The organism is Nocardioides sp. YIM B13467, assembly GCF_042788075.1.
Classification (GTDB): Bacteria; Actinomycetota; Actinomycetes; order Propionibacteriales; family Nocardioidaceae; genus Nocardioides.
Genome location: NZ_JBHZPJ010000040.1, coordinates 1 through 11,983, shown reverse-complemented (window position 1 = coordinate 11,983; position 11,983 = coordinate 1). Strand labels below are relative to the sequence as shown.

Genomic DNA, 11,983 nt, shown 5'->3' with positions numbered 1-11,983 from the left:
CCCCCTCCCCACTAGGGTGCGGCTGTGGATACCTTCGGAGTCGTAGCCCTCGTCGGTCTGACCCTGCTCTACTTCGTGATCGAGTCGTCGGCGAGCAAGACGCGGACGGAGCTCACTCGCCGGCTGAACAGGCTCGAGGACAAGGTCGACCTGCTCCTGACGCACGCGGGGCTGGAGGAGCCGCCGGTGCCGCGCCAGGACGAGGTCGTCGCGCTGGTGCGCTCGGGCAAGAAGATCGAGGCGATCAAGGTCTATCGGGAGGCGACCGGCGCCGGGCTGGCCGAGGCCAAGCGAGCGGTCGAGCAGCTCACCTGACCAGCCCACCTCGCCAACCTCGCCAGCATCGCCTCAGGGGCGGATGGGAGACTGACCCTGTGCGTGTCATCGTCGTCGGAGCAGGGATCGCCGGACTGACCGCGGCCCGCGATCTGTCCCTGAAGGGCCACCGGGTCACGGTGCTGGAGGCATCCGACCGGGTCGGTGGAAAGATCCGCGGGGAGTCCGTCGCCGGGCAGACGGTCGACGTCGGCGCCGAGGCGATGCTCAACCGCCGGCCGGAGGGCGTGTCGCTGGCCCGGGAGATCGGCCTCGACGTGGTCCACCCGACCGACGCGAAGTCGTCGATCTGGTCGCGCGGCGCGCTGCGGCCGATCCCGCGGTCGATCATGGGCGTGCCCCTCGACCTGGCCGCGCTCGAGTCCTCGGGTCTGCTCTCGGAGGAGACCCTGGAGGTCGTACGCCGCGAACCCACGCTCCCACCTGCGAAGACGGACGAGGACATCTCGGTCGGTGACTTCATCGCGTCCCGTTTCGGGGACGAGACGGCCGACCGGCTGGCGGACCCGCTGCTGGCCGGGGTCTACGCCGGTCATGCCCGCCGGATCTCGGTGAAGGCGGCCGCCCCGCAGCTGTTCATGCTCGCCGAGAAGGGGTCGCTGCTGGAGGCCGCCGCGGCGCTGCCGAGCTCGGACGTCCCGGTCTTCGCCGGGATCGACGGCGGGATGTCGCGGTTGCCCGAGACCCTCGCCGAGGGACTGGACATCCGGCTCGACACCCCGGTCGACGCGGTCACGCGCACTCCGCAGGGCTTCTTGGTCGAGCACAGCCTGATCGAGACCGGTGGTGAGGTCGAGGCCGCCGACGCCGTCGTGGTCGCGACCCCCGCTCCGGTGGCTGCCAAACTGCTCCGCTCGACCGCCCCGGCGGTCGCGCGCGAGCTGTCCGGGATCGAGACCGCGAGCGTCGCGGTGGTGACCTTCGCCTTCCCTGACCTCCCCGCGAAGCTGTCCGGCAGGTCCGGGTTCCTCGTCCCGCCGGTCGAGGAGTGTGCGATCAAGGCGTCCACCTTCTCCTTCGCCAAGTGGGCGTGGGTGGGGGAGCGTGGCAACTACCTGCGTACGTCCATCGGCCGCCACGGCGAGCCACCCTCGGACGACGACGACCGGCTCGTCGCCGACTCCCTGGCGGCCCTGGCCGAGATCGCCGGCGTTACCGCGACGCCGACCGACGTGCACGTCCAGCGCTGGACCGACGCGCTCCCGCAGTATCCCGTCGGCCACCTCGACCGAGTCGTCCGGATCCGGCAAGGACTCCGCGGTGTCCCCGGACTCGCCCTCGCCGGGGCCTCCTACGACGGCGTCGGGATCCCCGCGACGATCGCCTCGGCCCACCGAGCCGCTGCGGACATCAGCTGAACCTCAGGCCGGCACCCACCGCAGCGTCGAGACACAGACGTCCAGAGCCAGCTTCCACGCCACGAACTTCTCGTCGGTCGCCGCCATGTCCAACGGTCGGGCGAGCGTTGCCGTCAGCTGGAGCCCCCGACGCCGCTTCGAGCCCGGGATAGGGGTCATGTAGACGATCGACGTCGCGACCACGGCCTCGTCGCCCTCGGCGGTCTTGATCGACTCGCGCTCGTACCGGATGAACCGCTTGTCGCCGAACAACGGCTTGGCTCCGTGGTCACGGATGATCGCGGCGACGTGGGTGTCGAGGGTCCCGCCGCTGTGGGCGTGGAACGTCGTCGCGACGATCGCGCCGGGAATGATGGCGAGGCTGTCGGTCTCGGCGGTGGCGGCGAAGTAGGCCTTGACCTGATGCTGCTTCATGAGCGCGTACGCCTGATCGAGCTGCGCACGCATGGAGGCGTGGAGCTCGGGCCTGTTGATGCTCATGAAGCGCTTCTTCAACGCCGCGTCCATCGCGGCCCGGTCGACCTCGTCCGGCGAGTGACGTTCCCAGCCGGGGAGGAGCCTCAGCTCGAACTCGGGCTCTTTGGTGCCACCCATCAGCTCGCGTAGCGAGGACTGCGGGGCGGGTGCTGCCTCAGACAAAGGACGAGTCCTCCCATACGTCGAACGGGTCGCTCGGCATGCCGGGGATCGGCTCTGCCGAGAACGGGGTGCCATCGGGGCGTTCGACCTCGAGCTCGGCGAGGAAGAGCGGCATGTCCGCGATGGTGAGACCGAAGATCTCGGGTGCGCCTGCCTCGACCACGACCATCACGCTGATCTCCTGCGTCGAGAAGACGAAGATGCCGGTGAGGAACTCGACGGTCTCACCGTCGACCTCTCCGGTCCTGGACGCGAGACATCTCAGTCCGGGACCGAGAGCGGCCCCAACGTACTCATCGACGTCGAAGCCCTGCTGCCGCCACTCCTCGGGCGAGGTCGGCTCGCCGCCCCCGAGTACGACCCGCACCCGGCTGACGACGGGCGCGGGCAGCGGCCAGTGGAGCATCGAGGCCAGCGTCCCGGGGTGGAGGTCGCTGGCGAGGTGGTGCGCGAGCAGGGCACGCGCGTCGGGGTCGACCTCGTCGGTCCACTCGCCGTCCCAGGTGTCGCGGAGCGTGGCGAGCACGTCCTCGACCCACCTCTCCGCACCCGCGGCGTCGAGCTCGCCCGCGTTCGGGACCCAGATCCATCGCTCCGACGGTTGGGCGATCTCAGCTTGCCATGTCTCCGGCATCATCCCTCCGAGGGCTGTGCGCTCTGCTGGTCATGGGTGCGCCGCTCGTTCAGCGCCTGGCTCGTCGAGGTGGTGCCGTACCACTCGCCTGCCCACTTCCCCAGGCCGCTGAGCCCGTCGAAGCCAGCCCCGACCTTTTGGCCCCAGGTCCCCGTGCGTATCCCCCCGTAGATGGCCATCCCGGTAGCGATGTCGGAGCCGCTCATGATGCCCACGGGAATGTCCTTGGGGGGCTTGAACGGGTTGGCCATCCAAGCGGCCCTGGTCCGGGGGACCTCCCTGAAGCCGGTGGAGATGGAGAGTGCGGTCTTGAACTTGGCGCCGAACGTGACGTTCACGGGAGGCGGGTTCAGCGGCGCCGCTCGTTTCAGAGCAAAGTTTCCGTAGCCTCGTCCGGCCGCGCCGGCGGTCTTCCCGCCGGAGGCGGCACCCTTCCCCATCGCTGTCCAAGCCTTCCCGATCTGGCCGAGCTTTCCGAAGGGGAGCACCGCGAGAACCGCTAAGAGCACGTCTGTCACCTCGCATTTGCCGGCTGACGCCTGGACGATCTTGCCGATCAGCACCAAGGCGCCGAGGGCGAATCCGATGACGGCGACGATGCCACCGAGGAAGAGCCCGGCGATCATGAAGACCATCGCGATGGCCTCGAGGATGTTGATCAGGAAGCCGAAGATCTCCCAGAAGCCGTCCTTGATGCTGCCGGCCATCTCGTTGCCGATGCCGTTGACCGCGAGATCGTAGGCTTCGTCCCAGGTGTCGTAGTGGGCGTCCCAGCTCTCGGCATCGTCGTGCCACTCGTTGTACGCGGCCTCCTTGGCCTGGCCCTCGGCGTCGTCCTCCTCGCGGTCTCCTGGTAGCGCCTCATAGGCGGCCCACTTGTCCGTGCAGGAGTCGACCAGCGGCCGCATCTTGTCCTGGAGCTCCCCGAGGCTCGTGCCGTACGCCGCGATCAGCGGCCCCACGGGCGTGTAGAGCTCGCTGGCCTCCCGCAACGTCTCGTAGGAGGACCCGATCTTGTCCTGGAGTTCGGCGACGGCCTTCCCCTGCATCTGGCCGTCGGCCAGCTCGCCGGTGGCGATCTGCTCGAGGACGGTTGCCGCGTCGGACATCTGGATCCCGAGCTCTTCGATCTTGTTCCCGCGATCGACGATCACCGCCGAGTCGCCGGTGAGGGGTTGGATCTCGCGACCCTTCGGTGACTGATCCATGACTCACTCCATCCGTCTATTTCTGCTGGAACAGGAGAGCTGTCTCGCTGTCCCAGTTCTGGAATCCCTCGACTACGCCTTTGATGTGGTCCCGCACGTCGGAGAGCTCGTCCTTGAGATCCTTGCGCTTCATGTCCCAGCGCTGTTCGAAGTCGTCGGCCTGACTGCGCAGCTCGCCGCGGCGGAACGGGTTCCCGATGGCGCCTTCGAGAGCGTCGGAGTTGCCGACCGCGTGGTCGAACTCGTCGATGATCGAATCCAGCTTCTTGACCGTCTGATCGAGGGTGTCGATCTTGATGGAGACGTCTGGCACGTCGCTACGCCCTTCCGGTATGCGCAGGCTCGCCGAGGAGGCGCGAAAGCGCTCTCAGCCGCAGGCGAATGGGGGGATCGAGGTGGCGTACATCCCGAGACAACCTGGCGACGGACACCCGAGTGGAACGTTACAACACGGCCTGGCGCGGAGGGTTAACAAACTCCCAATCGAATGTAGAAAACTGCTGATGATTTCAGCGTAGGAACTCGACGATCCCGGCAAGAGCCTCAGGTGCGGCCGGGGCGACCCCGGGGAGCGACATGAACCCATGGAACGCGGTGTCGTAGTCCACGAGCGAGACGGATGTCCCGGCAGCACGGAGCGCCTCCGCATACCGCGTGCCGTGGTCGCGGATCGGGTCGTGCAGCGCCGTGATGATGTAGGCCGGCGGCAGGTCGGCGTGCGACGCGGCACGCAGGGGAGAGGCCTGCCAGGACTCGTCCCCGTAGCGCTCGCCCATGTAGAGGTGCCCGAAGGTGCTCATCTGCGTCGAGGTGAGCACGGGCCCGTTGGCGTTGGCCGCCTCGGAGGGGAACTTCTCGTACATCTCCACCGCCGGATAGATCAACACCTGCGCGCCGATGGCGGGACCGCCCGCGTCACGCGCCATCAGCGAGACCACGGCCGCCAGGTTGCCGCCGGCGCTGTCGCCCATCACTGCGATCCGTGACGGGTCTCCACCCAGGTCAGCGGCGTGTTTCGCGACCCACTCCACGGTGGCCCAGGCGTCCTCGACCGCGGCCGGGAACGGATGCTCCGGCGCCAGCCGGTAGGACGGCGCGATCACGATCGACCCGGTCCCCGCGGCCACGTGCGAGGAGACCCACGCGCTCTGCTCCGGCGTCCCGAGACACCAGCCGCCGCCGTGGAAGTTGATGACGACCGGCGCTGCCTCGCCGACGCCAGGAGGCGTGTAGATCATGAAACGGCGCCCGTCGACGTACGTCTCCTTGATCTCGACGTCCGCGGGACGGCCGAAGAGGAACGCGGTGACCGGCCCGGTGCGGAGCCCCTCGCGCTGGGCGCGCAGGGCGATCATCTCCTCGGCGTTCAGCGGTGTCTTGACCAGGCGCTCCTGGAGGAAGGCGAAGATGCGGGTACGCAGCGGCAGCATGCCCACACCATAGAGGCCGGAGGATGGAGCCCGGCGCGGATCGGCGACCGGCCGTAGCGCAAAATAGGGGCATGACCGACCCGCAGGCCGACATCAAGTCCAACGCAGCCAAGATCAACGAGCTCAACGACACCATCCGCTACACGATGTGGTCGGTCTTCTCCCTCGAGGAGACCCTCGGCGACGCCGACCGCAAGGCCGAGGCGGTCGAGGTCGAGGAGCTCTTCGCCGCCCTCGCGGGCGAGGACATCGTGGTGCGCGGCACCTACGACGTGGCCGGCCTGCGCGCCGACGCCGACGTGATGTTCTGGCTGCACGCCGACTCCTCCGACAAGCTCCAGTCGGCCTACCACCGCCTGCGCCGCACCGCCTTCGGTGGACGGCTCGTGCCGGTCTGGTCGCAGATGGCGCTGCACCGCCCGGCCGAGTTCAACCGGAGCCACCTGCCCGCGTTCCTCGCCGACGAGCGCACTCACGACTACGTCGCGGTCTACCCGTTCATCCGTTCCTACGAGTGGTATCTCCTCGACGACAAGGAGCGCCGCCGCCTGCTGGCCGAGCACGGCCAGATGGCGCGCGACTACCCCGACGTGCGGGCCAACACCGTCCCGTCCTTCGCCCTCGGCGACTACGAGTGGATGCTGGCCTTCGAGGCCGACGACCTCTCCCGCATCGTCGACCTGATGCGCCACCTCCGCGGCTCCGAGACCCGTCGTCACGTACGCGAGGAGGTGCCGTTCTACACCGGCGCCCGCGTCGAGATCGGCGATCTCCTGGAGCGCCTTCCCTGACGCATGCCTGACCGGTCGGGTCGTCTCGGAAATTCCCTGTCCGGCCGCGTACGTCTCCACTAACCTTTCCCGTCGCGGTGGCCGTGCTCGGGTTCGTGTGCCGATCCCGTCACGTCTGCTGAGACATCCACGTGACCTTGGGAGGGCAGAGACGTGGGGATGACCATCCCTGGGGAGTTGGACTTCGTTCTCGACCTGCTCGGCTATGAATGGCCGAACGTCGACGAAGATGCGGTCCGCGACGCCGCGCAGCTGCTGCGCGGTCTGGAGTCGGACCTGCGTACCACGCTCGATGAGCTGGAGATCCGGGTCAACGAGCTCGGTGACGGTGCCAAGGCGCAGTCGGTGAATGCGCTGATCAGAGCCTGGACCGATAACCGCACGGCCAACATGGACGCGGTGCTCGACGCGCTCCCGGAGGTTGCGAACGGGATCGACATGCTCGCCGATGCGATCGTCGGCCTGAAGGTCAAGGTGATCGCCGAGCTGACGATCACCGCCGCGCAGATCGCGGCGGCGGCTGCGACCGCGGTGGTCACCGGCGGCCTCAGCGTGCTCGGCAACGCAGCGATCATCGCCGCTCGGAAGAAGGCGCTCGACATCGCCACCGACATCGCCATGGACGAGGTGATCGGCCAGGTCGCGAGCATGGTGATCGAGCCGCTGACCGGAACGATCACCGAGCTCGCCATGTCGATCGCAGAGGCTCCGATCGTGACCGACGGAGAGGCGACCACGGGGACTCAGCTCAGCTACGACCTGATGGAGCAGATCGCCACGGCGCTCAGCGACTGCGGCGCCGACCAGTACGACCTGTGCGCGACCTTCGCCGCCGACGTGTCCGCCCTTCCCCTCTTCGCGTCTTAGGAGACAGCTATGGCCAAGCAGATCGGCGACGTCGCCAAGGAGGCCTTCGAGAAGGCGGGCGAGGTCCTCACCGAGGTCGGAGACTCGCTCAAGAAGAACGCAGACGACGTGGCCGACGACATCCGGAAGCAGGCGGAGGCTCGTCGTGATCTGGACGGCGAGATGGGGCCTGGTGAATTCAAGTCTGTTAACCGGAACCATAAGTACAAGCAGCAGAAACTTGGCGCTGAGTACGAGAAGCAGGTGACTGGTCGAGACGACGGGACAGAATATGCCGTCAAAGGCTCGCGTGGCAACGAGGTCAAATTCGACGGGTTCGATGGCGAAAAGCTGCAAGAAACAAAACACGGCTACGGAGCCATGGTCAACGAGTCGGGGAGCCTGAATGGCGCGCAGAAAGAGAAGTGGCTTGATCAGGCTCAGCGCCAAGTCGATGCGGCCGATGGAACTCCCATCGAATGGGTATTCTCAAACGAGAGTGCAAGGCAAGCAGCCGACGAGCTGTTCTTCGAGTACGACCTGGATATATCGACTCGCCAGCAGGACTTCGTTCCGCCGGGGAGTGATTGGGAGGGCTGGAAATCGCCTGATATCCCGAAGAAGAAGGGTGAGTAGCGCCCCGGGGTCGCCGTGCGGTGTAGCAGTGGCGGGCCCGGGTGAGATCCCGGAAGAGCAAGGAGTGGTGATAGCCTGATGAGCGTGAATGACGAGCTGATCATACGAGGATTCTGGGGTCCTCGACAGGAGTCCCCCGAGACGATCGCCGACAAGTTGGTGGCGTTTATCGCGCGACTGGACGGTGTCTTGGGTGAGAGCATCACGTGGACGTCACATCGACTGCCGGGTGAATCTCTGGCTGATCAAACAGTCGCCAGGCAAGTTGTGACTGCGGCATTCGCGGAGAATATCGATGCGCCACATCTCGGTATAAGTCAGTCGTACGACGGGAAAGCGACGAAGTTCGAGTTCGTATCCATCGGTATGGTCGTGGGTGGACACTCGGACGTCAAGAATGTAAAGAACAGCATCGTTTTCAAGATTCGAGGCGCCGAGGTGGAGCGCTTTGGTGCTGCTGTCCTGCGGGTTATCGTGTCGGAGTGGGATCCTGACTGGGGTGACGTCACAACGATGCCATTCATGAAGGAACTCGCTGGTGTTCAGCCCCGCGGAAAGCCAATTCCGAAGATGGGCCTCGTGACCTACCTCTCCGAGGGCCGCGCCCAGGCCCTCCCGGGTGGGTTGGAGAAGCATCTCCAGAAGCTCGACAACGGCGGGGTTCTGATCGGATCCGGCGAGAACGACGGCTTCTTGACAGTGGCCAAAGCTACCGAGTTCGCCAAGGTGCTGAAGCTGAGCGCGGCCTTCGCGGAGACGCCGACGACGCGCAGCAAGCTCTGAGCTAGATCAGCGGCCCCGCAGGCGCGCCAGGGCGCTCATCCCGTGGTAGATCACGACCGCGGCGATGGTGCCCAGCGCGATGCCGGTGAAGGTGAGGTCGCCGAAGGTCAGGGTCAGGTTGCCGATCCCGATGACCAGGGCGACGGCGGCGGTGAACTGGTTGACCGGGTCGGCGAAGTCGACCCGGTTGTCCAGCCAGATCCGGATGCCGATCAGTCCGATCAGGCCGTAGAGCGCGACGGTGATCCCGCCGAGCACGCCGGCAGGGATGGTGTTCAGGAGCGCCCCGAACTTCGGAGACAGCGACAGCAGGATCGCCACCACGCCGGCGACCCAGTACGCAGCGGTCGAGAAGACCCGGGTCGCGGTCATGACGCCGATGTTCTCGCCGTACGTCGTGGTCGCCGAGCCGCCGAAGCCACCGGCGATGGTGGTGGCGAGCCCGTCGGCGAACAGTGCCCGGCCGGTCTCGCGGTTGATGGTGTCGTCACCGGCGAGGTGGGCGACGCTGCGTACGTGGCCGACGTTCTCGGCGACGAGGACGAGCACGACCGGCAGGAACATGGGCACGACCGACCAGGACACGGTCGGGGTGGAGAAGTCGGGGAGCCCGAACCAGGCGGCTTCCTGGAACGCCGAGGTGTCGATCTGGCCCATGACCAGCGCGGCGAGGTAGCCGACGACGACGCCGACCAGGATGGAGAGCCTGGCGATCAGGCCGCGGAAGGCGACGGCGACGACGAGCACGGTGGCCAGCGTGATCGCGGCGACCAGAACGGCACCGTTGTCGGGGTTGGCCGGGTCGCCGCCGACGACGTTGTTGGTAGCGGCCGAGGCCAGGTTGAGACCGATCAGCGCGACGATCGCACCGGTCACCACCGGCGGCATCAGCGCCTCGATCCAGCCGGTGCCGGTGACCATCACGATCACGCCGACCAGCGCGAGCAGCGCACCGGTGACCAGGATGCCGAAGAGCGCAGCCCCCATCCCGTCGCCGCCCATCGCGGCACCGATCGGCGCGATGAAGGCGAATGAGGAGCCGAGGTAGCTGGGCAGCCGGTTGCGCGTGATGAGCAGGAACAGCAGCGTGCCGAGGCCGGAGAAGAACAGCGTCGTGGTCGGCGGGAAGCCGGTCAGCAACGGCACCAGGAACGTGGCGCCGAACATGGCGACCACGTGCTGGCCGCCGAAGCCGATCGTCCGGGGCCAGGTCAACCGCTCCCCGGGCTTGACGATCGCCCCTTCGCGTACGTTCTTGCCGTCATCGTGCAGATCCCAGCCGAGTCGCATCTCGCACCCTCTTCAGCTCTCGTACGGCGCGGTTCGCCGCCCGCCGAACGATAGGGCCGATTCGCGCGGGGACGGAAGCCAGGCCATCCGTAGGGTTGGACACATGACGATCCGAATCGGAGTCCAGATCCAGCCCCAGCACGCCGACTACGCCCAGATCCGCGATGCCGCCCGCCGCGCGGAGGAGATCGGCGTCGACATCCTCTTCAACTGGGACCACTTCTACCCGCTCTACGGTGAGCCCGACGGCAAGCACTTCGAGGCCTGGACCATGCTCGCGGCCTGGGCCGAGCAGACCACCCGCGCCGAGATCGGCTGCCTGGTGACCTGCAACTCCTACCGCAACCCCGAGCTGCTCGCCGACATGGCCCGCACCGTCGACCACATCTCCGACGGCCGGCTGGTGTTCGGGATCGGCTCGGGCTGGTTCGAGAGGGACTACACCGAGTACGGCTACGACTTCGGCACCGCCGGCTCGCGCCTCGACGCGCTCGGCGAGGCGCTCCCGCGCATCGAGAAGCGCTGGTCCGAGCTCAACCCCGCACCCGTCCGGAAGATCCCGGTCATGATCGGTGGCGGCGGGGAGAAGAAGACCCTGAAGTACGTCGCGAAGCATGCCGACATCTGGCACTCCTTCTCCGACGTGGCGACTCTCGAGCGCAAGCGAGGCGTGCTCGCCGGCCACTGCGAGGCGATCGGCCGCGACGTGAACGAGATCGAGATCTCGACCGCAGCCAACAGCGCGGAGGCCGCCAAGCCGCTCTACGACGCCGGTGCCCGGCTGTTCACCTACGGAGTCGGCGGGCCTGACTACGACCTCAAGCCGCTGGAGGACCTGGTCGCCTGGCGTGACTCGGTCGGCGCCTGACCGTTTGCCGAGGTAACTCGGTCAGCTGCCGCTTCCCGCGTGGAACTCCACGAAGGAAGCGCGCGCTCACCGAGTTACCTCGGTCTGCATTCAGTCCGCGACGACCGTCCCCGTCGTCGCCTGCAGGTCGGCGTACGCCTTCGAGAGCTGCTGCGTCATCGGCCCGCGCTCGATCGGCCGGCCGTCGAGGGAGACCACCGGGGTGAGCCCGCCCATCGTGCCGGTGACGAAAGCCTCGTCGGCGGTGTGGGCGTCGGTGAGCGAGAAGTCGCCGACGTCCACAGGCAGGCCCAGGTCGGCGGCGAGGTCGAGGACGGTGGCGCGGGTGATCCCCTCAGGGCACGCACGGGTCGTCGAGGTGCGCAGCACGCCGTCGCGTACGTGGAAGAAGTGGGTGGCGTTGGTCTCGGCGATGAAGCCGGCGTCGTCCAGCATCAGCGCGTCGTCGGCGCCCGCGTTGTTGGCCTCGACCTTGGCCAGGATCGAGGGGATCAGGTTGTTGTGATGGATCTTCGGGTCGAGCATGTCGGCGCGCGGGCGGCGCTGGGCCGCGGTGATCAGCGTGATCCCGGAGTCGTCGTAGACCGGTGACTTGAACTCGGCAAGCACGATCAGGGTCGGACCCGACTGGTTGAGCCGCGGGTCCATGCCGGAGGTGACCTTGACGCCGCGCGAGAGCGTGAGCCGGATGTGGACGTCGTCGCGCATCTCGTTGGCCGCCAGGCACTCGCGGATCGCCTCGGTCATGAACGCGTCCGACGGGATGTCCGAGAAGGCGAGAGCCCGCGCCGAGCGGCGCAGCCGCTGCAGGTGCTCATCGAGCTTGAAGATGCGTCCCTGGGTGAGCCGCAGGCCCTCCCAGACGCCGTCGCCGCCCTGGGCGAGCGAGTCGAACGGCGAGATCCGCGCCTCCAGGCGGTGGCTGAGCTCACCGTTGATCCAGACCTGGAGGTGGTCGTTGCGAGGGTCGTAGGTCTGCAGCATCAGTCAACTTTCATGACATAGGGGGCGAGGCGATCGTAGTAGGGCAGGCAGCGCTCCAGCAGCGGCGCCAGGCGCGCGGGCAGCGGGTCTGCGGCGCCGGGGGAGGAGGCGGCGAACCCGGTCGAGGCCCACACCCCGGAATACCAGTGCGGGGACCACACCCCGTCGGAGTCGCGTCGG

Annotated in this window: 14 protein-coding genes and 1 pseudogene; 7 read left to right on the top strand and 8 right to left on the bottom strand. The window is 67.4% G+C overall.

What is annotated here, in order from left to right:
- Positions 1-24 precede the first annotated feature (24 nt).
- Entirely contained in the window at positions 25-315 is a 291-nt protein-coding gene (locus ACFX43_RS07245; protein ID WP_378818821.1) for a ribosomal protein L7/L12, read from the top strand.
- A 59-nt stretch (positions 316-374) separates the two neighbouring features.
- Positions 375-1,694: a protoporphyrinogen oxidase gene (gene hemG / locus ACFX43_RS07240; RefSeq protein ID WP_378818819.1), complete on the top strand. Its 1,320-nt coding sequence runs from the start codon at positions 375-377 to the stop codon at positions 1,692-1,694.
- Positions 1,695-1,697: 3 nt separating this feature from the next.
- On the opposite strand, the gene ACFX43_RS07235 is transcribed toward hemG, so the two are convergent.
- The 5 genes from ACFX43_RS07235 to ACFX43_RS07215 all read right to left on the bottom strand — a co-directional run bounded on the left by ACFX43_RS07235 (position 1,698) and on the right by ACFX43_RS07215 (position 5,605).
- Positions 1,698-2,333, bottom strand: coding sequence for a protein TPRXL (locus ACFX43_RS07235; protein ID WP_378818816.1), 636 nt, complete (start codon positions 2,331-2,333; stop codon positions 1,698-1,700).
- Positions 2,326-2,967 (bottom strand): hypothetical protein, encoded by a 642-nt coding sequence (locus tag ACFX43_RS07230; RefSeq protein WP_378818814.1) that lies wholly within the window; start codon positions 2,965-2,967, stop codon positions 2,326-2,328. Before ACFX43_RS07230 ends, ACFX43_RS07235 begins: the two co-directional genes overlap by 8 nt.
- The gene (locus tag ACFX43_RS07225) at positions 2,967-4,175 is read right to left on the bottom strand and encodes a hypothetical protein (RefSeq protein ID WP_378818811.1); all 1,209 of its coding nucleotides are present in this window, start codon (positions 4,173-4,175) and stop codon (positions 2,967-2,969) included. Before ACFX43_RS07225 ends, ACFX43_RS07230 begins: the two co-directional genes overlap by 1 nt.
- A gap of 16 nt (positions 4,176-4,191) precedes the next feature.
- Positions 4,192-4,488, bottom strand: coding sequence for a flagellar protein FlgN (locus ACFX43_RS07220; protein WP_378818808.1), 297 nt, complete (start codon positions 4,486-4,488; stop codon positions 4,192-4,194).
- 196 nt (positions 4,489-4,684) lie between these two features.
- Positions 4,685-5,605 carry an alpha/beta hydrolase gene (locus ACFX43_RS07215; RefSeq protein ID WP_378818806.1) on the bottom strand — a complete coding sequence of 307 codons (921 nt, stop codon included), beginning with the start codon at positions 5,603-5,605 and terminating at the stop codon, positions 4,685-4,687.
- Positions 5,606-5,676: 71 nt separating this feature from the next.
- Here ACFX43_RS07215 and hemQ point away from each other — a divergent pair, with 71 nt between their 5' ends.
- The 4 genes from hemQ to ACFX43_RS07195 all read left to right on the top strand — a co-directional run bounded on the left by hemQ (position 5,677) and on the right by ACFX43_RS07195 (position 8,661).
- Complete coding sequence (gene hemQ / locus ACFX43_RS07210; RefSeq protein ID WP_292650732.1) at positions 5,677-6,396, top strand: hydrogen peroxide-dependent heme synthase; 720 nt, start codon at positions 5,677-5,679, stop codon at positions 6,394-6,396.
- Positions 6,397-6,555: 159 nt separating this feature from the next.
- On the top strand, positions 6,556-7,263 hold the full coding sequence (locus ACFX43_RS07205; RefSeq protein WP_378818802.1) for a hypothetical protein: 708 nt from the start codon (positions 6,556-6,558) through the stop codon (positions 7,261-7,263).
- Positions 7,264-7,272: 9 nt separating this feature from the next.
- Positions 7,273-7,878 (top strand): Tox-REase-5 domain-containing protein, encoded by a 606-nt coding sequence (locus ACFX43_RS07200; protein WP_378818799.1) that lies wholly within the window; start codon positions 7,273-7,275, stop codon positions 7,876-7,878.
- An 84-nt stretch (positions 7,879-7,962) separates the two neighbouring features.
- Entirely contained in the window at positions 7,963-8,661 is a 699-nt protein-coding gene (locus ACFX43_RS07195; protein ID WP_378818796.1) for a hypothetical protein, read from the top strand.
- Between the two features lie 6 nt (positions 8,662-8,667).
- Here the strand turns inward: ACFX43_RS07195 and ACFX43_RS07190 are convergent, their stop codons facing one another.
- Positions 8,668-9,951, bottom strand: coding sequence for a uracil-xanthine permease family protein (locus ACFX43_RS07190; RefSeq protein ID WP_378818793.1), 1,284 nt, complete (start codon positions 9,949-9,951; stop codon positions 8,668-8,670).
- A gap of 103 nt (positions 9,952-10,054) precedes the next feature.
- On the opposite strand from ACFX43_RS07190, the gene ACFX43_RS07185 reads away from it, so the two are divergent.
- Complete coding sequence (locus tag ACFX43_RS07185) at positions 10,055-10,819, top strand: LLM class F420-dependent oxidoreductase (protein ID WP_378818790.1); 765 nt, start codon at positions 10,055-10,057, stop codon at positions 10,817-10,819.
- A gap of 90 nt (positions 10,820-10,909) precedes the next feature.
- Here ACFX43_RS07185 and ACFX43_RS07180 read toward each other — a convergent pair whose 3' ends face one another.
- Both ACFX43_RS07180 and ACFX43_RS07175 read right to left on the bottom strand, forming a co-directional pair.
- Entirely contained in the window at positions 10,910-11,803 is an 894-nt protein-coding gene (locus ACFX43_RS07180) for an aminotransferase class IV (RefSeq protein WP_378818787.1), read from the bottom strand.
- Positions 11,803-11,983: pseudogene (locus ACFX43_RS07175) on the bottom strand (HAD family hydrolase); the annotation flags it as partial. The pseudogene ACFX43_RS07175 and the gene ACFX43_RS07180, both read right to left, overlap by 1 nt.

Bases quoted from the DNA above. Each gene is read 5' to 3' on its own strand.
- ACFX43_RS07230 (WP_378818814.1), bottom strand. From the start codon at position 2,967: ATGCCGGAGACATGGCAAGCTGAGATCGCCCAACCGTCGGAGCGATGG.
- ACFX43_RS07225 (WP_378818811.1), bottom strand. From the start codon at position 4,175: ATGGATCAGTCACCGAAGGGTCGCGAGATCCAACCCCTCACCGGCGAC.
- ACFX43_RS07215 (WP_378818806.1), bottom strand. From the start codon at position 5,605: ATGCTGCCGCTGCGTACCCGCATCTTCGCCTTCCTCCAGGAGCGCCTG.
- hemQ (WP_292650732.1), top strand. From the start codon at position 5,677: ATGACCGACCCGCAGGCCGACATCAAGTCCAACGCAGCCAAGATCAAC.
- ACFX43_RS07205 (WP_378818802.1), top strand. From the start codon at position 6,556: ATGACCATCCCTGGGGAGTTGGACTTCGTTCTCGACCTGCTCGGCTAT.
- ACFX43_RS07200 (WP_378818799.1), top strand. From the start codon at position 7,273: ATGGCCAAGCAGATCGGCGACGTCGCCAAGGAGGCCTTCGAGAAGGCG.
- ACFX43_RS07190 (WP_378818793.1), bottom strand. From the start codon at position 9,951: ATGCGACTCGGCTGGGATCTGCACGATGACGGCAAGAACGTACGCGAA.
- ACFX43_RS07185 (WP_378818790.1), top strand. From the start codon at position 10,055: ATGACGATCCGAATCGGAGTCCAGATCCAGCCCCAGCACGCCGACTAC.
- ACFX43_RS07180 (WP_378818787.1), bottom strand. From the start codon at position 11,803: ATGCTGCAGACCTACGACCCTCGCAACGACCACCTCCAGGTCTGGATC.